The sequence below is a fragment of the Thiorhodovibrio frisius genome (assembly GCF_033954835.1).
GTDB lineage: Bacteria > Pseudomonadota > Gammaproteobacteria > Chromatiales > Chromatiaceae > Thiorhodovibrio > Thiorhodovibrio frisius.
The window spans coordinates 4,246,977-4,268,001 of sequence record NZ_CP121471.1 but is presented as its reverse complement, the minus strand read 5'-3'; the positions used below and the strand labels follow the sequence as shown (position 1 = coordinate 4,268,001).

21 protein-coding genes and 2 pseudogenes are annotated in these 21,025 nt (G+C 61.4%); 13 read left to right on the top strand and 10 right to left on the bottom strand.

Features of this window, described 5'->3' with window-relative positions; genetic code table 11:
* Nucleotides 1-5: 5 nt before the first annotated feature.
* The 3 genes from tcuA to Thiofri_RS19420 all read left to right on the top strand — a co-directional run bounded on the left by tcuA (nucleotide 6) and on the right by Thiofri_RS19420 (nucleotide 3,446).
* Complete coding sequence (gene tcuA, locus Thiofri_RS19430; protein ID WP_223296703.1) at nucleotides 6-1,430, top strand: FAD-dependent tricarballylate dehydrogenase TcuA; 1,425 nt, start codon at nucleotides 6-8, stop codon at nucleotides 1,428-1,430.
* Complete coding sequence (gene tcuB, locus Thiofri_RS19425) at nucleotides 1,417-2,574, top strand: tricarballylate utilization 4Fe-4S protein TcuB (protein ID WP_009147799.1); 1,158 nt, start codon at nucleotides 1,417-1,419, stop codon at nucleotides 2,572-2,574. Before tcuA ends, tcuB begins: the two co-directional genes overlap by 14 nt.
* A 119-nt stretch (nucleotides 2,575-2,693) precedes the next feature.
* Entirely contained in the window at nucleotides 2,694-3,446 is a 753-nt protein-coding gene (locus Thiofri_RS19420; protein WP_009147798.1) for a cobalt-precorrin-6A reductase, read from the top strand.
* Nucleotides 3,447-3,493: 47 nt separating this feature from the next.
* On the opposite strand, the pseudogene cobJ reads toward Thiofri_RS19420, so the two are convergent.
* From cobJ to Thiofri_RS19395, 5 genes and pseudogenes are all read right to left on the bottom strand, one after another.
* Nucleotides 3,494-4,219 (bottom strand): annotated as a pseudogene (gene cobJ / locus Thiofri_RS19415) (precorrin-3B C(17)-methyltransferase); the annotation flags it as partial.
* 270 nt (nucleotides 4,220-4,489) lie between these two features.
* A pseudogene (locus Thiofri_RS19410) lies at nucleotides 4,490-5,221 on the bottom strand (precorrin-2 C(20)-methyltransferase); the annotation flags it as partial.
* Between the two features lie 16 nt (nucleotides 5,222-5,237).
* Entirely contained in the window at nucleotides 5,238-5,870 is a 633-nt protein-coding gene (locus Thiofri_RS19405; protein ID WP_009147796.1) for a precorrin-8X methylmutase, read from the bottom strand.
* A 176-nt stretch (nucleotides 5,871-6,046) separates the two neighbouring features.
* Nucleotides 6,047-6,829 (bottom strand): precorrin-6A synthase (deacetylating), encoded by a 783-nt coding sequence (cobF, locus tag Thiofri_RS19400; RefSeq protein WP_009147795.1) that lies wholly within the window; start codon nucleotides 6,827-6,829, stop codon nucleotides 6,047-6,049.
* A gap of 42 nt (nucleotides 6,830-6,871) precedes the next feature.
* On the bottom strand, nucleotides 6,872-8,110 hold the full coding sequence (locus tag Thiofri_RS19395) for a bifunctional cobalt-precorrin-7 (C(5))-methyltransferase/cobalt-precorrin-6B (C(15))-methyltransferase (RefSeq protein WP_009147794.1): 1,239 nt from the start codon (nucleotides 8,108-8,110) through the stop codon (nucleotides 6,872-6,874).
* Nucleotides 8,111-8,248: 138 nt separating this feature from the next.
* Here Thiofri_RS19395 and nikR point away from each other — a divergent pair, with 138 nt between their 5' ends.
* Nucleotides 8,249-8,722, top strand: a complete 474-nt coding sequence (gene nikR, locus Thiofri_RS19390) for a nickel-responsive transcriptional regulator NikR (protein WP_009147793.1) — start codon at nucleotides 8,249-8,251, stop codon at nucleotides 8,720-8,722.
* A 98-nt stretch (nucleotides 8,723-8,820) separates the two neighbouring features.
* Nucleotides 8,821-10,368 (top strand): ATP-binding protein, encoded by a 1,548-nt coding sequence (locus Thiofri_RS19385; RefSeq protein ID WP_009147792.1) that lies wholly within the window; start codon nucleotides 8,821-8,823, stop codon nucleotides 10,366-10,368.
* A 79-nt stretch (nucleotides 10,369-10,447) separates the two neighbouring features.
* Here Thiofri_RS19385 and Thiofri_RS19380 read toward each other — a convergent pair whose 3' ends face one another.
* The 5 genes from Thiofri_RS19380 to Thiofri_RS19360 form a co-directional block, all read right to left on the bottom strand.
* Nucleotides 10,448-10,969, bottom strand: a complete 522-nt coding sequence (locus Thiofri_RS19380) for a SixA phosphatase family protein (RefSeq protein ID WP_009147791.1) — start codon at nucleotides 10,967-10,969, stop codon at nucleotides 10,448-10,450.
* Nucleotides 10,970-11,331: 362 nt separating this feature from the next.
* On the bottom strand, nucleotides 11,332-11,670 hold the full coding sequence (locus tag Thiofri_RS19375) for a TusE/DsrC/DsvC family sulfur relay protein (RefSeq protein WP_009147790.1): 339 nt from the start codon (nucleotides 11,668-11,670) through the stop codon (nucleotides 11,332-11,334).
* 202 nt (nucleotides 11,671-11,872) lie between these two features.
* The gene (gene cas6 / locus Thiofri_RS19370; RefSeq protein ID WP_009147789.1) at nucleotides 11,873-12,571 is read right to left on the bottom strand and encodes a type I-MYXAN CRISPR-associated protein Cas6/Cmx6; all 699 of its coding nucleotides are present in this window, start codon (nucleotides 12,569-12,571) and stop codon (nucleotides 11,873-11,875) included.
* 155 nt (nucleotides 12,572-12,726) lie between these two features.
* Nucleotides 12,727-13,539, bottom strand: coding sequence for a hypothetical protein (locus tag Thiofri_RS19365; protein ID WP_009147788.1), 813 nt, complete (start codon nucleotides 13,537-13,539; stop codon nucleotides 12,727-12,729).
* 13 nt (nucleotides 13,540-13,552) lie between these two features.
* Nucleotides 13,553-13,744, bottom strand: coding sequence for a hypothetical protein (locus Thiofri_RS19360; RefSeq protein WP_009147787.1), 192 nt, complete (start codon nucleotides 13,742-13,744; stop codon nucleotides 13,553-13,555).
* A 571-nt stretch (nucleotides 13,745-14,315) separates the two neighbouring features.
* Here Thiofri_RS19360 and dsrA point away from each other — a divergent pair.
* The 8 genes from dsrA to dsrK all read left to right on the top strand — a co-directional run bounded on the left by dsrA (nucleotide 14,316) and on the right by dsrK (nucleotide 21,024).
* Nucleotides 14,316-15,575, top strand: a complete 1,260-nt coding sequence (gene dsrA, locus Thiofri_RS19355) for a dissimilatory-type sulfite reductase subunit alpha (RefSeq protein ID WP_009147786.1) — start codon at nucleotides 14,316-14,318, stop codon at nucleotides 15,573-15,575.
* A gap of 107 nt (nucleotides 15,576-15,682) precedes the next feature.
* The gene (gene dsrB / locus Thiofri_RS19350) at nucleotides 15,683-16,759 is read left to right on the top strand and encodes a dissimilatory-type sulfite reductase subunit beta (RefSeq protein WP_009147785.1); all 1,077 of its coding nucleotides are present in this window, start codon (nucleotides 15,683-15,685) and stop codon (nucleotides 16,757-16,759) included.
* 148 nt (nucleotides 16,760-16,907) lie between these two features.
* A complete protein-coding gene (gene tusD / locus Thiofri_RS19345; RefSeq protein WP_009147784.1) occupies nucleotides 16,908-17,300 on the top strand; it encodes a sulfurtransferase complex subunit TusD in 393 nt (130 codons plus the stop codon).
* A gap of 46 nt (nucleotides 17,301-17,346) precedes the next feature.
* The gene (gene tusC / locus Thiofri_RS19340; RefSeq protein WP_009147783.1) at nucleotides 17,347-17,757 is read left to right on the top strand and encodes a sulfurtransferase complex subunit TusC; all 411 of its coding nucleotides are present in this window, start codon (nucleotides 17,347-17,349) and stop codon (nucleotides 17,755-17,757) included.
* A gap of 11 nt (nucleotides 17,758-17,768) precedes the next feature.
* Nucleotides 17,769-18,077: a sulfurtransferase complex subunit TusB gene (tusB, locus tag Thiofri_RS19335; protein WP_009147782.1), complete on the top strand. Its 309-nt coding sequence runs from the start codon at nucleotides 17,769-17,771 to the stop codon at nucleotides 18,075-18,077.
* Between the two features lie 48 nt (nucleotides 18,078-18,125).
* Nucleotides 18,126-18,458, top strand: coding sequence for a TusE/DsrC/DsvC family sulfur relay protein (locus tag Thiofri_RS19330; RefSeq protein WP_009147781.1), 333 nt, complete (start codon nucleotides 18,126-18,128; stop codon nucleotides 18,456-18,458).
* 155 nt (nucleotides 18,459-18,613) lie between these two features.
* Nucleotides 18,614-19,345: a respiratory nitrate reductase subunit gamma gene (locus tag Thiofri_RS19325; RefSeq protein ID WP_009147780.1), complete on the top strand. Its 732-nt coding sequence runs from the start codon at nucleotides 18,614-18,616 to the stop codon at nucleotides 19,343-19,345.
* A 143-nt stretch (nucleotides 19,346-19,488) separates the two neighbouring features.
* Entirely contained in the window at nucleotides 19,489-21,024 is a 1,536-nt protein-coding gene (gene dsrK / locus Thiofri_RS19320) for a sulfate reduction electron transfer complex DsrMKJOP subunit DsrK (RefSeq protein ID WP_009147779.1), read from the top strand.
* Nucleotide 21,025: the final 1 nt, after the last annotated feature.

Sequence of the window (21,025 nt, the reverse complement as noted above, 5' to 3'; positions counted from 1 at the left end):
GCTATTTGCTCGCTTGCGTTCCAGCTCCGATGAAATCTCCCCAGGTCTTGGTCATCGGCGGCGGCATCGCTGGACTCTGTGCGGCGATCAGCGCGCGGCGCGCTGGTGCGCGGGTGCTGCTCATCGAGAGCGCGCCGCGCTGGCGTCGGGGAGGTAACAGTCGGCATGGGCGCAATTTTCGCTTTTTTCATGACCAGCCGAGCGCGCTGGTGGCCGGGAGTTATCCGGCCGATGAGTTCGCCGCCGATCTGACGCGCGCCACCGATGGCAACGGGGATGCAGCACTTGCGTGCGTGCTGATTAACCGTTCGCGCGCCGCGCCGCGCTGGCTGCTGGAGGCGGGTGTGGCTTTGCAAGCGCGGGCCAGGGGGCAGCTGCCTTTTTCGCGCAAGACCGCCTTTTTGCTCGGCGGCGGCCAGGCGATGGTCAATGCGCTCTATGCCCGGGCCGAACGCCTGGGTGTGGATATCCGCTATGAGTGCGCAGCGAGTAAGCCGCGCCTCCAAGGCAACCGGCTGACGGGTATTGATCTGCGTTCGCCCTGTCAGCCTGGGGTGCCTGGTGAAATGGCGGGTGAGACGCCGGGCGAGACATTGGCGCCAGGTGCCGTGGTGCTCGCCTGCGGCGGTGCCCAAGGCAATGCGGACTGGCTGCGCCAGCATTGCGGTGAGCGCGCGGAGGGCTTCATCAATCGCGGCACGCCCGAGGCACGCGGCGAGCTTTTGATCGATTTGCTGGCCAAAGGTGCTCAAGCGGTGGGCGATCCGCGCCGGCTGTATCTGGTCGCGGTGGACGCGCGCTCGCCGGTGGACGATGGTGGCATTGTGACCCGCATTCGCGGCATGCCGCTGGGGCTGGTGGTGGACGGCGACGGCCGGCGTCGGCATGACGAAGGTGCCGATCAGGGCTCGACCCGCTATGCCCTCTGGGGCCAGCGGCTGGCGGACTATCCCGGCCAGATCGGCTATCTGCTGCTGGATGCTGAGGGGCTGAAGGCAGCACCCGCTGCGCTTTATCCGCCCCTGTCCGCCCCTGACCTGCCGAGACTCGCGCGGCTGCTCGGGATGGATGCCGATGCGCTCGAAACCACCTGGCTGACCTACAATGCGGCCATGCGCGCTTTTCCCGCCAGCCACTCGCCGCCGCTTGACCCGCCGCGCACGCAGCCAGCGCGTCCGCTCGCGACCTCACCCTTTGCCGCTTATCCCATGCGCCCTGGGCTGACCTTTACTTACCATGGTCTGGCGGTTGATACCCAAGCAAGGGTGCGACTGGCCAGCGGCGAGCCCATCATCAATCTGTTCGCGGCCGGTACTCTGATGGCGCCGAATCTCTGCCCCCAGGGCTATCTCTCAGGCCTGATGCTGACCATCGGGCTGGTGTTCGGCTGTCTCGCTGGCGAGGAGGCCGCGCGCCATGTTCGAAACTGAGCCCGGCGCGAGCAACTCCCCTCGCGATGAAGCCCGACGGATGCTCGCCATCTGCAACATTTGCGGCTATTGCAACGGCTTTTGCCCGGTATTCGACGCGGCGCGCGAGCGTCCGGTCTTGCGCGCCGGCGATCTGGCCTATCTGGCTCATCTCTGCCATGCCTGCCGCAGTTGCCTGGAAGCCTGCCAGTACGCGCCGCCGCACGCATTTAGCGTCAATGTGCCGCGCACTCTGGAGCGGCTGCGCTGGCGGGATTATGCCGATTTCGCCTGGCCGAAGGGACTGGCGAGCCTGATGCGCGCCTCTGATGGCGCATGGCGGACGGGGCTGGCACCCGCTCTGGCACTGGGTCTGGCACCGGGTCTTGCCATGCTGGCACCGGCGCTGCTGGGCATCTGGTTGTTGCCCTGGTCGCAGCTCACGCAATCGGCGCTGGCATCGGGAGATTTTTATCGCATCGTGCCGTTTTCGGTGATGGTGGGACTGGGCCTGCTGACCCTTGGCTGGGCGCTGCTGTCGATTGGCATCAGCCTGGTCAGCTTCTGGCGCGCGATCAGCCTTGGGCGGCCGCCGGCGCGGCTGACCTGGTCCGGTCTGCGCGCGGCCCTGTGGGATATTGCCAGCCTGCGCCATCTCGACGGCGGCGGACCGGGCTGCACCGATTCCCACACCCGGCTCGCGCCCATGCGGCGCTGGCTGCATCAGTTGTTGGTGCTTGGCTTTCTGTTCTGTCTGGCCGCTACCCTGATCGCCGCCTTCTGGCATCATGGGTTGGAGCGCGCTGCACCCTATGCGGCGGACAGCCTGCCGGTGGTGCTTGGGCTGCTCGGCGGGCTGCTGATGCTGCCGGCTGGGCTGGGCCTTTGGTGGCTGCGGCGTCGGACTAACCCGAAGGTGCTGGCGCCGGAAGTGCAGGGCGGCGAGACCTCGGCGAGCCTGTGGCTGCTGGCCGTGGTGCTGAGCGGACTGGCGCTGCTGATTGGGCGCTCAACTCCGGCCATGGGGATGCTGCTGCTGGCGCATCTGGGCGCTGTCTACGGGTTTTTTCTGCTGCTGCCGGTGAGCAAATTTGTCCATGCCGGTTATCGGCTGCTGGCGGTGCTGCGGTTGCGGCTGGAGCGAAGGGCGCCGGGAGCAGACTGACCCACAGCGTCCAGGTGACTGCGGCCTGGTCCGAAACAAGCCGAAAGTCCCGGTCCGCTGGGCATCACTTGATTGCTGACCAAGACCCGCTCCGAGCGGGCTTCTGAGACGTATCTGGTATGAAAACCAAAAAGATATTAATCCTCGGCGGTGTCACCGAGGGCTACATCCTCGCCGAGGAACTGGCGAGTCGGGAGCCGTTCCACCCCATTAGCTCGCTGGCGGGGCGGACCCAGCATCCGCGCCCGCCGGTGGGAGAAACCCGCATCGGCGGCTTTGGTGGTGTGGAGGGCTTGCACGCCTTTCTGCTCGAGCGTGCCATCGATGCGGTGGTGGATGCCACGCATCCCTTCGCAGACACCATGGGCCAGCACGCGGCCCTGGCCTGCGATCAGGCGAAAGTGCCGTTGCTGCGCCTGGAACGGCCGGCCTGGATGCCTCAACCAGGCGACTGCTGGCATCCAGTGGCGGATTGGGAGCAGGCGGTCGCATTCTTGCAAATTCAGGGTGCGCGTCGGGTCTTGCTGGCACTGGGGGCGCGCGAGCTGGCACCTTTCAGCACACTGTTCGATACCTGGTTTCTGCTGCGCACCGTGACCCAGCCAGACCCCATGCCGCCCTTCACTGCGGCCGAGCTTCTGGTCGCGCGCGGTCCTTTTACGCTGGAGCAGGAGCTTGAACTGCTGCGCCGGCATGAGATCGACACCATCGTGTGCCGCAATAGCGGTGGTGAAGGCGCGGCCGCCAAGCTGGCGGCGGCTCGGGAGTTGGGAATCGCGGTCATCATGCGCGAGCGCCCACAGCGTCCGTCGCTGCCGAGCGTTGCAACAGTTGCCGGGGCTCTGGATTGGCTTTGCGATCAACCTGGCTGAAGCGCGACTCGGCGAAAAAATTTGCCGCTAGATTCCCCCCCCCCCGTTCACCCCTGGCTCCAGCGCGGTGTATAGAGCCAGTCGCCACCTTCTGCGCGGGGCAGCACGCGGCTGCGCGAGGAGCCGATGATCAGCACTGTGCGCATGTCGACGGTTTCCGGGTCCAGGGTTGCGAGTGTTAGCACCCGGGTGCGCTCGTCGGCGCGGCCGACATCATGGCCGAGCGCGACCGGGGTGGTGGGGGCTTTCAGTGCGCGCAGAATTTCCAGTGCTTGCCCAAGGGTGTCGGGGCGCGCCCGTGAACGCGGGTTGTAGAGGGCGAGGACCAGATCTGCCTCGGCGGCCAGGCGCAGGCGCTGTTCGATTAGCGTCCAGGGTTTGAGGTTGTCGGACAGGGACAGGATGCAGAAATCGTGCCCGAGCGGCGCGCCGACCCTGGCGGCCAGTGCTTGAGCCGCTGAGATGCCGGGCAGAATCTCAAGTGTGACCTGTTGCCAAGCTGGGTTCCAAGCCGAATTTTGAGCAGGCTGCTGCTCGGGCTGCGGGCCGCGGTCGAGCACCTCAAAGACTGCGCTGGCCATGGCGAAAATGCCGGGGTCACCGGAGGAGAGCAGCGCCACCCGCCGGCCGCTGGCCGCGAGTTCCAATGCGGCGCGGGCGCGATCCAGCTCTTGGCGGTTATCGGAGGGGTGCACGCGCTGTTCGGGGCGGAAGGGGCCAGCCAGGCGCAGATAGGTTTCGTATCCGAGAAGGTCCTCGGCCTGGTCGATGGCCGCGCGCGCCTGCGGTGTGAGCCATTCCTGCGCGCCTGGGCCCAGGCCCACCACCGTGAGTTGGCCGCCTGCTGTGCTTGTCATCAAGGGCAAGGGGCGAGAGTCGAGGGACCGGCGTGACGCGCGATAGTCTCCCCTGTCGTCTCTGGCATCGGGTGCGACCTCAGTCGGTTTGTCCGGGCAAGCCTCGTCCGCCAATGCCTCACGCTGTTCTTCGGGAGTGGTCACTGGCACTAGCGCGGCGCCTGATTGAATTGCCGGCCAGGTTTCGCCTGGAATCAGGATCATGGCGAAATAGGGCACGCTCGCGGGGGTGATGTCCGGCAGCGGGCGGATACGTTCTTCGCTCATGGTGGCGCGCTCGACATAGCGCGCGCGCTCAAGCAGGCCAAGCTCAGTGATGACCCGCCGCACCTTGGCGAAGTTGGTGCCGAGCTTCATTACCGCAGCCGCTTCGCAGCCGGTGAGGCGGCTGCGAAGCTCGGCTTCCGGCAGGGTGCCGGAGAGTACCAGCAGGCTTTGGTCGCGATACACCAGGGGCGTGCGCAGTGCCGAGGCACTGGCCACCACCGAGCAGACGCCGGCGACCACTTCGGTCGGGAAGCGTCCGACCAGGCGGTCGTGCAGGTACATGAAAGAGCCGTAGAAGAAGGGATCACCCTCGCACAGCACGGCGACATCAATGCCAGTGCTCAGGTGCTCGGCCAGCGTTTCGGCGCTGTGGTCGTAGAAGGCGCGCATCACACCTTCGTAGTCGAAGGGGGGCGGCGGGATTTTGCCGGTGATGGGATAAATCAGCGGAATCAGCCGTTGCTCCGGGCGCAGATATTCGGCCACGGTGGTCAGCGCATTGCCGCGTTTGTTCTCGGCGGCATAGTAGGCCACCACGGGGGCCTCGCGCAGCCGGCGCAGGGCTTTGAGTGTCATGAGCTCGGGGTCGCCGGGGCCGACGCCGAGGCCGATCAGGCGGCCTGGCGCTTGCTCTGGCTGGTGGCTGGCCATACCGGACTGGTGGCGGTCAGACGCTGGCATGAGGATCGCGACCCAAAGCATTGATGGCGGCGGTGGCCATGGCGCTGCCGCCACGCCGCCCGCGCACGGCGACAAAAGGAATGCCGCGACTGTTGGCAACCAGCTCGGCCTTGGACTCGGCCGCGCCGACGAAGCCGACCGGAAAACCCAGAATGAGCGCTGGGCGCGGACAGCCATCATCGAGCATCTCCAGCAGCCTGAAGAGCGCGGTCGGTGCATTGCCGATGGCCACCAGGGCGCCCTCCAAGTGTTCCCGCCACAGCTCGAGCGCGGCGGCGGAGCGGGTGTTGTCAATTTGGCGGGCCAACTCCGGCACATGCGGATCATCCAGGGTGCAGAGGATGGCATTGTCCGCCGGCAGACGCGCGCGGGTGATGCCATAGGCCACCATGCGGCTATCGCACAGAATAGGCGCGCCGGCATCCAGCGCCGCGCGACCGGCAGTGCCAGCATTGGGCGAGAACTGCAAATCATCGACGATATCTGGCATGCCGCAAGAGTGGGCGACACGCACCGCAAGGGCTTCGAGATCGGGCGGGATGCAGGACAAATCCGCTTCGGCGCGGATGATGGCGAAGGATTCGCGGTAAATGGCGTCTGGGGCGCGTTGGTAATGCATTCGGCTGGTGGATATTAGAAAGTGGATAGTGGATTGTGAATCGGGGTTAGGAGGCAATGCCCCTCGGCGCTCCGCTGCGCACTGACAAGGTTCGCAGGATAGCATGAGCATTTTCGGCTGGCTTTCTGGGCGGGCTTTAGCCGGTGAGCAATCAAAGGCCAGTACCAAGAGGCCGGCTAAGGCTGGCGCTCGGGCCGTCGCAGCAGATAAATATCCATCAGCCAGCCGCGTTCGCCGCGCAGGCGTTCAAGCGTGGTGATGATGTCTTCGGCAACGGTATCGAGCGGGCCGGCGATGAGCACCTCATCGGCGGTGCCCAGGTTGGCGCCCCAATGGATGAAAAGCCCTTGGCCGAGGCAATGGCGGAAGGCGCCCCGGCCATCGAGCATGACCACTGTGTTATCGACAGTGGCCGGATCAGCTTGTTCGAGCTGGCGGCCGGTGGTGATGACAATGGGTTCGCCGATGCGGTTCAGCGCGATGGCATGGCGTGCAGTCAGCACTTGCACCGCAGTCAGGCCGGGGATTACCTCAAGGCGCAGCGCGTCAGGGCTTCCGGGCGGCTGCTCGGCAACCAGCTCCGCGAACAGGCTGACGCTCTGGTCATAGAGTGAGGGGTCGCCCCAGATCAGTAACGCGCCTGTCTGGCCATTCTTGAGTTCGCGCGCGATCAGCTCGGCAAAGAGCGCCCGCTTGCGCGCGTGCCAGTCTTGCACCACTTCCAGATAGCCCTCGGCGGTGCGTGCGCGTGCTGGACTCGGCGCGCGTGCCACGCGATAGCTGCCAGGCTCAAGGTAGCTTGCCATGATGGCCTCGCGCGCGGCAATCAGGCTCTCCTTGCCAGGGCCATCCTTGTCGAGCAAAAAGAAGACATCCACCGCGCGCATGGCTGCGATGGCCTCGGTGGTGACAAGATCCGGGCCGCCGGGGCCTATGCCGATTAAAGAGATGTTTTTCATGCTGTTTCGATCATCGCCTGCATGGTGCCAGCGCGCAACGGGCTAAACGGGCTTGGTGATGGCAAGAAGCGTCAGCGGCCGCGCCGGCTCCCACGACTGAAAGCCGCCGAGCGGCCCGGCCTGGGCCAGGGCGACCCGGATCAGCTCGCCGCCGTGGTGCTGATAGAGAGTGGTGAGCAGCAGTTCGCTCTCTAGGGTCACGGCCGTGGCGAGCAGGCGGCCGCCGGGTTTGAGTGCGTCCCAGCAATGCTCGACCAGGCCGGTGGCAGTGAGGCCGCCACCGATGAAGATGGCATCGGGGCGTTCCAATCCCGCGAGTGCAGCGGGCGCGCGGCCTTCAATTAGCTTAAGCTCCGGCACGCCGAGGCGCGCGCGATTGGCCCGGATCAGCGCGCAGCGCTCAGGGTGGGACTCGATGGCAATGGTCTGGCATCGAGTGCCAGCGCGCAGCCATTCGATGCCGATGGAGCCGCAGCCGGCGCCGACATCCCACAGCAGCTCGCCATGATCAGGCGCTAGTCGCGCCAGCACAATGGCGCGCATGTCCTGCTTGGTGAGTTGGCCGTCATGCGCGAAGGCGCTATCGGGCAGTCCCGCGCGGCGCGCTAGGCGCGGAGTGCTCGCATCAGCGCAGCATGCGACTGCCACCAGGTTGAGCGCGGCTCCTGATGGATGATCCCAGCTGACCGCCTGACCTTGGCTGATGCGCTCCCCGGGACCGCCCAGACGTTCAAGGCGCACCATACGGCTATTGCCATAGCCTTGCGCGACCAGCAACTCGGCCAGTTGCGCGGGGGTGTCGCCATCGCGGCTCAGCACCAGCAGCTGGGCCGAGGGTGCCAGATGCAGGGCGACGCTTTCCAACGGCTCGCGATGGGCGGGAATCACCTCTACCTCATGCAGCGCCCAGCCCAGCCGCGCTGCCGCCAGGGAGACCGCCGAGGGCGCCGGCAGCACGCGCAGTTCGGCGGCATCGAACCACTTCGCCAGGGTCGCGCCAACCCCATGAAACATGGGATCACCACTGGCCAACGCTACCACCGGCTGGCCGCGATAGGCGAGCAGTCGCTCATGGGTAGCCGCGAAGGGACTTGGCCAGTTGTGCCGGGTTTGTTCGGGCTTTAGCGGCAGCAGTGCCAGATGGCGAGCGCCGCCGAAGACTACCCGCGCTTGCGCCAGGGCCTGACACGCGGCCTCGCCAAGGCCGGCCAGACCATCCTCGCCGATGCCGATAATGGTCAGCCAAGGGGAGGGGGAGTCTTTGTGGGGTAGGTCGCTCATGGCAGGGCAGACATCGAGTGATTTATGATCAAGCGGCATGATAATTTTCGACAACGATAACCAATGGCTGTCTTGGTGGTAAATAATAGGGCCCGAGACACCTGAGGGGATAGCAGCCGGGAGGAGCAGCAAGCATCAATGCAACGAGTCACCATTACGATCGACGATGACCTGGCCGAGCAGTTTGAGACTTATCGGAAAAGTCGCGGCTATGACAACCGCTCCGAGGCGCTGCGGGATCTGATCCGCGACCGCTTGGGGGCTGAGGAACTCGCCCGGCCGGAGGCCAGCGACTGTCTCGCCACCCTCACCTACGTCTACAACCATCACCAGCGCGAGCTGGCGGCGCGCATGACCCGGCTCTCGCATGATCATCACGACCTGGCCGTCTCCACCCTGCATGTGCACCTAGACCATGACAACTGCATGGAAACCGTGGTGCTGCGCGGCTCGGCGCAGCGGGTGCGGGCCTTCGCGGATGTGGTCAGCGCCGAAACCGGCGTGCGCCATGCCAGACTCTTCCTGCTACCGGTCAGGACATCCGAGCAGGCTCACAGCCACGGGGATGCGCACGGATCAGCGCGGCATCTGCACCTGGAGCCCATGTCCTGACCTTTGCCTCCTTCCCCTCTATCTGGGAACAGATTCGACTTTCTCGCACTGTTGTTTGATGATCGTATTCTATCAACAGCGTCCCCAGGGTCGTGATCATGCCCCGCCGCAAACTGCCCATTGGCATACAGACCTTCGCCAAGATGCGCGAGGAGGATTATTACTACGTCGATAAAACCGGCTTCATCGCCCGGTTGATCGACGAGGGCAGCTTTTACTTTCTCTCCCGTCCGCGCCGCTTCGGCAAATCTCTGCTGATCGACACCATCGGCGAGCTGTTTGCCGGTAACGAGCCGCTGTTTCGCGGGCTGGCGATTCATCCCGACTGGGACTGGTCGGTGCGTTACCCGGTTATCCGCTTGAGCTTCGGCGGCGGGGTGGTGCGCTCTCGCGCGCGGCTCGATACCAAGATTGGCGAGCAGTTGCGTCTGAACATGGCCCGGCTGGATGTCGAATGCACCGAGCCAGAGCCGGAAGCCTGTCTCGCCGAACTGATTGGCCTTGCGCGCCAAAAGAGCGGCCAGCGCGCCGTGGTGCTGGTGGACGAATACGACAAGCCCATCCTCGACAACCTGACCCGCCCTGAGCTGGCGCGCGAGCTGCGCGACGGGCTGCGCAATCTCTACTCCGTGATCAAGGACCGCGAAGCCGACGTGCGCTTTGTCTTCATCACCGGAGTGAGCAAGTTCAGCCGGGTGAGTCTGTTCTCGGGGCTGAATAATTTAAACGACATCACCGTTGATGCACCTTATTCGGCGCTGTGCGGCTATACCGAGACCGATCTGGACACCGTCTTTGCGCCCGAGCTACGCGATTTGGATCGCGCCGAGATTCGCCAGTGGTACAACGGCTACAACTGGCTGGGCGATGCAGTCTACAACCCCTTCGACCTGCTGCTGCTGTTCCAGAAACGCGAGCTGCGTTCGTTCTGGTTCGAGACCGGCTCACCCACCGGGCTGATTGACCTGCTGATGCAGCGCGGAATTTTCACCCCCGATCTATCCCAGACCATCGCCGACGATGAACTGCTATCGAGCTTCGATGTCGATCATATCGCCACCGAAGCCCTGCTGTGGCAGACTGGTTATCTCACCTTCGCTGAGGTGCAACGCATCGGCGCCCGCGCGCGCTACCGCTTGACCTTTCCCAACCTGGAAGTCCAAAGCGCCCTGAATGACGTGCTGGCCAAGGCATTGATGGGCAACGCCAGTCAGGCCAGCCGACTGTCCGGGCAGCTCTACGACATCCTCCAGGCTGGCGACCCCGAACCGCTGCGCGAGCATCTGCACAGCCTGTTCGCTGCTATCCCGCATCATTGGCATGACAACACGCCCATTGCCCATTACGAAGGCTACTGGGCCAGCGTCTTCTACAGCCATCTGGCCGCGCTTGGCTTGGAGCTGATCGCCGAAGACATTACCCACCACGGGCGCATCGACCTGACGCTCAAGTTCAACCACCAAATCTGGCTGTTCGAGTTTAAGGTCGCCGAGCGCTCTCCTACTGGCAGTGCGCTGCAACAGATCAAGGACAAAGGCTATGCCGACAAATACCGCGCGCTCGGGCAGCCGATTTTCCTAATCGGTATCGCCTTTAGTGAACAGCAGCGGCAAATCCAGGACTTTGAGTTCGAGCGTCTCGACTGACGCGCGCGGAGCAGTTTCTGGCGGCAAGTCCGGGGGCGTCCCTCTTTTTCGTGATGCTGGCGCGGATGTGAACTCGCGTTCAGTCCGAGTCGGGCAGGTTTTTTGGGCGGGTCAGGGAGATGAGATTGGCGCAGCCGCGTGTGAGTTGTGACCAGTCGGTCGGCATCTCCAAGCGCGCGATGGCGGCGGTTGGTAGCAGCTTGCCATCGGACGGTGGGTCGAAGTCATTGTCTGTGAGGTGTTGGAGCAGGGATTCGAGTCCGGGATTATGGCCCACCAGCAGTACAGTGCCAGACTGCGGCGGGCATTGATCGAGTAACTCAAGGAGAGTGGCAGCCCTGGCCTCGTAAATGCGCTCGTCCCAGTGAATATTCTGTTTGTTGATATCCAGACGCTTGCAGACCTTGATCACGGTGGCGCGAGCGCGCTCGGCCGGGGAGCTTAGAATAAGGTCCGGCACCAACCCCTCGCGATACAGCCAGGCACCGACTCGCGGTGCATCGCGCTTGCCGCGCTTGGCGAGCGGGCGGTCGAAGTCGCTACGTGCCGAACTGTCCCAGTCGGACTTGGCGTGGCGCATGATGAGCAATTCGCGGGACATTGGGGCAGGTTTATCGGTGGATGCAATGAATGAGAGACTGAGCCTAGCAGGCCGGTTCACCACGCGCCCGGATTTTTAACATATTTGTCATAGTTGTGGAAATCCATTGGGCGCAGTTGCGTGCACAGGGCGGGATTTTTCAGCTATTCGCAGGGTTGTTGCGCAACAGGAGTGCTGCTGTCAGGTCGGTGATGCCTGTATTCTCGGAGATGCCCTTGTTGGGCTGCTCGGCGCTGTTTGGGCGCTGGCTGCTTTCTCGAAACGAATGGGAGGGCGGTTTGCATCCGCCTTTGGCGTTGCGCCGCAGGCGGAAGAAAAGATCAACAAAGCGGGGTATGCGCTGTGGTAGGAGAGAGCCCGTCTCAGTAGCCGCCTTTGCGCATGACCGCAGGCAGGCCCGCGATCTTGGTGCCCTGTTTGGTGGGGGCGAGGGGGAAGAGCTTGTAGACGTCCTTGCTGCTGGGTTTGGAGCCCCATTTCTTGCCCATGTCTTTCAGCAGCGCGCGTTCCATCGGCTGGTTTTGGTTGTTGTTGATGTATTCGTCGCGCAGATGGTTGATGATGTCCCAGTGCTGCTCGGTCAGCTCAATGCCTTCGATCTCGGCAAGCTTGCGCGCGACATCTTCGTTCCAGTCGGTGTAATTGACCAGAAAACCGCTGTCGGTTGTCTCGATACTAGTGCCATTGACCTCGATCGCCATGTCGATGATCCTCTTGTTGTTATTGCTTGGGATGCAACCTTTGGCTGGTTGCCGGTAAGTGCATCATTATATTTAATATTTCTAATGCCGTCACTAGTGGGCGGTGTGGCCCTGCTCGGATGTGGTCACATTAAGCCGGACTCGACCAGATTTGACCTGAAAAATCTGACCTGACAGACCGGACCTGACAGACCGGATCAGATCAGCCCTTGGTCGGTCCAGCAGCCTCTATGCCCTTGTGCGGGATGAACAACCCGCAGCCAAGCTCGCGGTGTGGGCCGATGCCATGTTGCTGCAAGCGCAGGGATTCTTCCAGGCTGAGATCGGCCAGCATCAGGCTGCGGGTCGCTAGCCAGCCGGCCGAGGTACGCAGTTTGACCGATTTGCCGCACAGGGCTTTGCGGATTTTGATATCCAGTTTGGCCAGGGCTGCGGCCGCCCAGTCGAGAAATTCGCTCTCGTTGTTGTCCCCTTCGCAGCAGACATGGCGCGAGAAGATGGTGGTCTCGCGGCTCAGCAGGCGTTCCTTGGCAGCCTCAAGATGCAGCGCATGGCCGGCGATGTCGAAATCCCGATGCTCAAGCGCTGCGCGCAACTCAGGAACGCGATGTTTGGGCACCCGGACGCCAAGTTTGGTGCGGCGCGACAGGATCAGCGGCTGACCGGCATCGGCGTCAGGTCGCTGCCAGCCGTTCTGCGAGCCGGCGACATGAATGCTGTGGATGCCGCAGCAGGGCTCTTCGCTGATCCATGGCGCGGCGCCAAGCAGGGCTTGCGCCAGTGCCTCGGCGTGATCGACCGGCAGCGCGCGGCATTTCAGGGAAAAAAGCAGGTCGACCACTTCATCGTGGGTGGATGGTGCTTGTTCGTGAGTGTCTTCCTGCCAAAAGTTTTGGGTCATAAGGACTTCACCGGCAAAGGCGGGGTGAAAGAGGTCAAGTCGGGTGTTTGGTTTCCCTCGAGCAGCGATTATACCGAGACCCTTTGAGATTTTGGTTTGTTCTGGGCCGTCATCTGGCCCAAAACCGTTAGCCAGTTTGCGATTGGTATAGAGGGTTAATTTAGTGGCAGTTCGGATTGCAACGCCTCGCGGTCGAACCACCAGTCGTCCTGCACAAGCACATCGACGATATTGCGCAGTCGGACCAGAAATTTCTCCGGCTCGCGCAATTCCAGGCGGTCGCGCCAAGCGTCGAAGGCGTCTTGATTGTCAATTTGGCTGTGACGGCGTGCAACTTCCCCGAGTTGCTGGGAGGCGAAGAACATCAGGTTATCGCGCTGGCTACCCTGAGCACGCACATCGGCAAGAAAAAGCGCCGTGGTGGCCGCTACCGCCGCGCCGTCGGCGTCGTCCGGGGTGTCTTCGATCACATGGCTCAGCAGTTCCATGGATAGCTCGGGATCGATTGGGTAGGTGACAGCCAGCCAGATGCCCTGGCCGAGCGCCGAGAGCGACTGCGGCTGTTCGGCGCGGAAGAGCACATCACAGCAATCGGCGGCGGATTCGAAATCTCGTGCCCTGATCAGGCTGTCGAGCGCCTCGCGCGCCATGGGCCAGGCTTCTGCTCCGCGTTCAAGGCTGACCAGGGTGCGCGCGATTTGAAGTTGGAGTTCGGCGCCTTGTTCGTGACTCGCATGGACGCTGGCGCCGGTTTTGGCTTTGGCGCGCTCGAGGTCGCGGTATTGTTCCTGCAGGGTGCTCAGGTGGCTTTCGAGTGCGGCTTCCTCGGCCGAGCGGGGACGCACGGAGTCGGCGGCGGTATCGGCCAAGTGCGACCGGGTGATGTCGTGAAAATCCATGGTGGCAACCTCGGGCGGCGGACAGGGGGCGCTAGCGGCGCTGGTGGTTGTCGACGTCAGGTCGGGCAAGTCGGCTGGCTCCTTAGCGCACCAGGCCGCTGAAGGTGGCTTCGAGCCGGTCTTCCCAATTCTCCGGGGTGTCGGGAAAGGGCGGTTTGACGTCCATCCGGAAAAAACGCTCGCCGTCGCGGGCAATGGCCTGAATGATGGGGAGCAGGTCATCGAAGCTTTCCAGCTCCTGATTGGCGACGAGAATTTCGCTGAGTTTCAACATAAGGGGTGGGACTCCCGATGGTGCCGGTCGGTGATCTGGCCCGCGCCAGCCTTTCGCTTGTGGCGCAAGATGCAGTCGCGGTTTATCGAAAACAACTGTCGCGGCCATGGGCAGAGCAGCAGTGGGACGCTCGTCGAGCAAGCGGCGATCTTTGTCGTTTGAGGTGACATTAGTGCGCCCGGAACGGAACACAAGCCCCGCGCGGCTCAGGGCCAAGCCGGCTAGCGGCTGCTATATGAGAGATTGCTAATATTAGAGGATTTTGACATTCCGCAAGCGCGCGGCTAAGATTTCCGTCTCAGGTTTTCGGCTGACAGTCCTAGATGTCTGAATCTCTGGGGAAAATCTTTTCTGTCAACTATCTCCAAAGGGATAGGTGAGGGGGCTAGCCCCTCCTAATGGTGGAGTAGACCCAGCGTTTTGGTCGGACTAAAGTAGCGGCTGATAGGGATTAACCGGCAGGATGACCGTGAAATAACGGCTGTAGCCTCCGGGGCGGTCGGGACCATGAGCGTTCGGCAGGCTGCCGCAGCCCTGACAAATTTTTTTCTGTTTCGGGAGAATTTGCGCTATGGCAATCGAGAAGCACCACACCCCGATGCTCGACCAGCTCGAGACCGGGCCCTGGCCGAGCTTTATTTCTGGCATCAAGCGGCTGCGCGACGAACACCCGGAAGAGCGCATCAACTCGATGACCAATGACTTGCTCGGGCAGCTTGAGCACTCTTACGAAACTCGCAAGGGTTACTGGAAAGGTGGCACCGTGTCTGTCTTTGGCTACGGCGGTGGCATTATCCCGCGCTTCTCTGAAGTGGGTGCTGCCTTCCCGAAGTCCAAGGAATTCCATACCCTGCGGGTGCAGCCGCCGGCAGGTAACCATTACAGCACCAAGATGCTGCGCCAGCTTGCCGACAGCTGGGAAAAGCATGGCTCTGGCCTTGTGACCTTCCATGGTCAGACCGGTAACATCATGTTTATCGGTGCCGATACGCCGGCGACCCAGCACTTTTTCGACGAAGTCAACGACTATGGCTGGGACCTCGGTGGTGCTGGCCCCTGCGTGCGTACCGCGATGTCCTGCGTCGGCTCGGCGCGCTGCGAAATGTCCTGCACCAATGAGCTGAAGTCTCATCGCATGCTGGTCAATAACTTCACCGACGATGTCCATCGCCCGGCCTTGCCGTATAAATTTAAGTTTAAGGTCTCTGGTTGCCCTAACGACTGCCAGAACGCCATCGAGCGCTCCGACTTCGCGGTTCTTGGCACCTGGCGCGACGATATGAAGGTCGATCAGGACGAGATCAAGAAGTACGTCAAGACCAAGGGCCGCCAGTACATCATTGATAACGTCATCACCCGTTGTCCGACCAATGCCCTGTCGCTGAACGACGACGATTCGATCGAAGTCAACAACCGCGACTGCGTGCGCTGCATGCACTGCCTGAATGTCATGCCCAAGGCGTTGCACCCCGGTGACGACAAGGGCGTGACCATCCTGATCGGCGGTAAGCGCACGCTCAAAATCGGCGATCTGATGGGGACCGTGCTGGTTCCCTTCAAGAAGCTTGAGACCGAGGAAGACTACGAGAGCATGGTCGAGCTCGCCGAGACCATCATCGACTTCTGGGCGGAGAACGGTCTAGAGCACGAGCGCTGCGGTGAGATGATCGAGCGTATCGGCTTGGCGAACTTCCTCGACGGCATCGGCATTGAGGCCGACCCGAACATGCTCGCACATCCGCGTCAGAGTTCCTACATCCGACTGGATGGCTGGGATGAGGCTGCGGAGCAGTGGTTCGAGCGTCAGTCCGAGCAACGCGCGGCCGGTTAATCCAATCCCTTTGTAATGCCGGCTCAGCCCACTGAAGGGCGGCCGGCGCGACAGAATTCCAGCTGCCCGGAAACGGGCGGCGGAGCCAACGAACTGGAGGAAAGTCGATGGCTGCAAAAGATATGCGTGAGCCGATTGAATCCGGCTGTCCCGATCCCTGGCAGTACATGCATCCGACGATGCGTAAAAACTTTGGCCAGTGGAAGTACCACGAGCATCCCCGTCCCGGCGTGCTGCGCCATGTGGCCTACAGTGGCGACGAAATATGGACGGTGAAGGCCGGCACCCAGCGCATTCTGGATGTTTTCACGCTGCGTAAGTTGTGTGACATTGGCGATGAGTTTGCTGACGGCTTTGTGCATTTCACCCTGCGCTCTAACATTGAGTACATGGTGACCGAAGAGGCCAGAGTTCAGCCGCTGATCAGTGCGCTCGAAGATGCTGGCTTTGTGGTGGGCGGTACCCAAAACTCGGTCGCCATGATCTCCCACACCCAGGGTTGGCTGCACTGCGACATTCCCGGCACCGATGCCTCGGGCGTGGTCAAGTCGATGATGGATGAACTCATTGATGAGTTCCGCAACGCCACCATGCCCAACCGGGTGCATATCACCACCTCTTGCTGCCAGATCAACTGCGGTGGCCAGGGCGATATCGCCATCAATATCCAACACACCAAGCCGCCCAAAATCAACCACGATCTGGTGGCTAATGTGTGCGAGCGGCCATCGGTTGTAGCGCGCTGCCCGGTCGCAGCTATCCGTCCGGCCATTGTCAATGGCAAGCCCTCGCTCGAAGTCGACGAGCGCAAGTGCATTTGCTGCGGTGCCTGCTATCCGCCCTGTCCGCCGATGCAGATTAACGACGCCGAGCACTCCAAGCTGGCGATCTGGGTGGGCGGTAATCACTCCAACGCACGCGGCAAGCCGACTTTCCAAAAGCTGGTCGCAGCCGGTATCCCCAATAATCCGCCGCGCTGGCCCGAGGCCACCGCTATCGTCAAGCAAATTCTTAAGGCTTATAAAGAAGGTGCGCGTGACTGGGAGCGGGTGAACGAGTGGATCGAGCGCATTGGTTGGCCGCGCTTCTTCGAGGAAGTCGAGTTGCCCTTCACCAAGTATCACATCGATACCTGGCGCGGTGCGCGAGCCAGCTTTAACTCATCGTCCTACATCCGCTTCTGATGCGGTGCCGGGTGGCACGGCCAGCGGGCTGTGCCATCGGGCAAGAGTAGGGCACAGGTCCATGTTCCGGACCTGAGCAATTGACCGTGAATCTCATGGATTCATTTACCGGGGTGGCCGGGACTATGAACCTTAGGCGAGGTAGTTCATGAAGTTTGCCATTCAGATCAACGAAGGACCCTACCAGCACCAAGCGTCGGACTCCGCGTACTTTTTTACCAAGGCGGCGCTCGATAAGGGGCATGAGGTTTTTCGTGTGTTCTTCTATCACGACGGCGTCGATAACGCGAGTCGGCTGACCACACCGCCGCAAGATGACCGCAATGTCGTCGAGCGCTGGGCCGCGCTGGCCGAGCAGCACGATCTCGACATGGTGGTGTGCGTAGCCGCAGCCCAGCGCCGTGGCATGGTGGATGAGGGTGAGGCGAAGCGTAACGGCAAGGATGCGACCAATATTCACCCGCGCTTCCGCATTTCCGGTCTGGGGCAGTTGGTCGAGGCGGCAATTCAGGCCGAACGTCTGGTCGTTTTCGGCGACTGAGGCCGTGCCAGTTAGCAGCCGCGCCCAGCCATAGGAGCACGAAAATATGTCTGCAACAGTCAAAAAATTTCTGTATCTCAACCGCAAGGCGCCCTACGGCACCATTTATGCGTGGGAGTCGCTTGAGGTCGTCCTGATCGGCGCGGCTTTCGACCAGGATGTCAGCCTCGCCTTTGTTGACGATGGTGTTTACCAGCTCACCAAGGGCCAAGAGACCGCCGGCATCGGCATGAAGAATTTCTCGCCGACTTACGCCGCCCTTGGAGACTATGACGTAAAAAAGATCTTTGTCGAGAAAGAATCCCTCGAAGAGCGCGGCCTGTCGCTTGACGACCTGCAGCACCTAGTCTGGGAGGACGAGGACGAGGACTATGCCGAGAAAGACTCCATCGCGCTCGTCTCGCGTGCCGAAATGGCCGCGCTGATGGATGAGTCCGACGTTGTCTTCAGCTTTTAAGGGAGCCCCGCATGAGTAAGCTTCACACCGTCAACAAGTCGCCCTTCGAGAAGTCCTCGCTGGAGTCCTGTCTGGCGCATGTTAGCGAGGGTGCCGCCGTGCTGCTGTTTGAAGATGGCATTTATGGCGCGCTTAAAGGTACCGCCGCAGCCGAGACTGTCGAGCGCGCGCTCACATCGGTTAAAGTGTATGTGCTGGGCGAGGATCTCAAAGCCCGTGGCTTTGACGAGGATCGCCTGATTAATGGAATCAGCGTCGTGGACTACGGCGGCTTTGTGGATCTCGCCGCGCAAGCCGATGCCGTCCAGGCCTGGTTGTAATTTTCACCACTTCATTCAACTGATTCAAACGAACCTCAGGAGACGACTATGCCGATCGAAGTCAATGGCAAGAGCTTTGAGACTGACGAAGAAGGCTATCTGGCCAATATCAACGACTGGGAGGCCGGCGTTGCCGAAGTCATGTCCAAGGAGGACGACTTGGAACTGACCGACGAGCACTGGGACATTATTAACTTCCTGCGTGAGTACTACGAGGAATACCAGATTGCTCCGGCCGTGCGCGTTCTGACCAAGGCCGTCGGCAAAAAGATGGGCAAGGACAAGGGCAACAGCAAGTATCTGTATGGTCTCTTCCCGTATGGCCCAGCCAAGCAGGCTTGCCGTTACGCGGGTCTGCCTAAGCCAACCGGCTGCGTCTGACCGGCGCAACTGCGCGCTCTCCGGATATCGGGCGTTCGCATCCCCTTGGTTTACTGGGTGTGAGCGTCTCCGGGCCGGAGAGCCGTGCTGCGGCTCGATGAACCGCCGCAGCGTTACGACTGAAGACTGAGGCTGAAGACTGAGGTCGCGCGATTATGTCCTTTATCTCGGATATCTACGCCTATTTGTTCTACTTTGCGACACTGGTGTTGCTTGGCGGTGTGGCGTTCAAGATTCTGCAATATGCGCGCACGCCGGCGCCGCTGAAGATCCCGACCACGCCTGCTCCGACCACCCGCGTCGGTGTGGCGCTGCGCATGACGCGCGAAGTGGTGCTGTTCGAGAGCCTGTTTCGCGGTAATAAATGGACCTGGATCTTCAGTTGGATGTTTCACTTTGGGCTGCTGTTGGTGACCTTGCGCCATTTGCGCTATTTCATCGACCCGGTGCCTGTGCCCATTCAGATGATTCAGCCCTTTGGCATTTATGGTGGCATGGCCATGATCGTCGGACTTGCTGGGCTCTGGACGCGACGCTTTTTCGTTGACCGGGTGCGCTACATTTCATCGCGCTCCGATCACCTGATTCTGGGACTGCTGATCGCCATTGGCCTGACGGGTCTAATGATGCGCTTTGTGGTGCACACCGATATCATCCGAGTGAAAGAATTCTTTGCTGGCCTGTACCAGTTTGAAGTGTTTGTTCTGCCGGCCGATCCAGTCCTGCTGCTGCACCTGTTGCTAGTCGCGCTGCTGATGATTATTTTCCCTTACAGCAAACTGCTCCATGCGCCAGGACTGTTTTTCAGCCCAACGCGCAATCAGGTCGATAACCCGCGCGAGCAACGCCATATTGCGCCTTGGGCGAAACGGCTCGAGCAAGAGTAATGAGCGTGATCAGGATTGCAATCCCGCCATTGCAATCCCAGGCAGCGCCATCCCGGCAGTGCAATTAGGCACCCACGCATGCTGGCAGTATGAGGCAATGATCAAGGCCGCCGGATTCCGAGTTTGAGAAATGGGGTTGATACATGGCTAAGGCAAATTTTCAGGTCCCCGAGCTCAAGGAGTACGCAGAAATCCCGGAGATTGAACCGGGCGTCATGGCGCACTCCAAGACCTTTAAGTCCAAGCCGGAATTTCAGGATGCGCTGGGTTTTCCCGGCGAACTGGTGGAGGACTGGCAGAAAAAGGCCATCGACAAGATGGGCGATCTGCTTGGACGCTATCGATCGCTGCGTGTTTACCTGGATTCTTGCGTCAAGTGCGGCGCCTGCACCGACAAGTGCCACTATTACCTGGGCACTCATGATCCCAAAAACATGCCAGTTGGTCGTCAGGATCTGTTGCGAAAGGTCTATCGGCGGTATTTCACCCTTGCCGGGCGGTTTTTCCCGGATCTGGTCGGCGCGACTGAGCTGACCGAGGACGTGCTCGGGGACTGGTACAACTATTTCCACCAATGTTCTCAGTGCCGTCGCTGTTCAGTGTTCTGTCCCTACGGCATTGATACGGCAGAAATATCCATGGCAGCGCGCGAGATCATGGATCACATCGGTGTTGGGCAGAAGTACTGCAACGAGATCATTGGCAAGGTCTACAAGATCGGCAACAACTTGGGTCTGCCTGGCCCAGCGCTGATTGACACCCTTGAAGGACTCGAGGAAGACGTTTTTGACGATACCGGGGTTGAAGTCAAATTCCCGGTTGACCAGGAGGGTGCCGAGATTCTGTTGGTCACCCCCTCGGCCGATTTCTTTGCTGAGCCCCATGTCGATGGCTTAATTGGCTATGGCAAAGTATTCCACGAGGCCGGTGTGAGCTGGACGATGAGTACTTATGCCTCTGAAGCCGCCAATTTCGGCATGTTCATCGGCTCCTACGACAACATGCGCCGAGTGGCGCTGCGCATTCGTGAGGCAGCCATTAAGCTTGGTGTCAAGCGCATCGTCTTTGGCGAGTGCGGCCATGCCTGGCGTGTGGCCTATAGCTTTTTGAACACGCTGGCCGGCCCCTGGGATTTTCTCGATCAGCGTTATCCGATCCCGCAGCACATCTGCGAGTTCACCTACGATCTTATCCAGCAAGGCAAGCTCAAGTTCGACAAGTCGCAGAACGACGACAAGGTGCTGACCTATCACGATTCCTGCAATGTCGCGCGCGCCTCGCGCATGGGGGATAAACCGGGCGGGCAGTTCGATATTCCGCGCGCCATCATCCGCGAGGTCTGCAACCATTATTACGACATGGATGAAGAGACCATCCGTGATCGGACCTTCTGCTGCGGCGGCGGCGGTGGTCTGCTGACCGACGACCTGATGGAGGTGCGCGTCAAGGGTGCGCAGCCGCGCATTGAGGCGCTGAACCATGTTATCCAGGAAAAGGCCGTGACCCACATGGCCGCGATCTGCGCCATCTGCAAGACTCAGTTCACCAAGGTGCTGCCCTACTACGGCATGGACATGGATCAGATCGTGGGTATTCACCAGTTAGTGTCGAACGCAATCATCCTGACCGGCAAGGAGAGCGACGAGCAAAGCAGCGAGTCGGCCCAGGCAACGGCCTGAA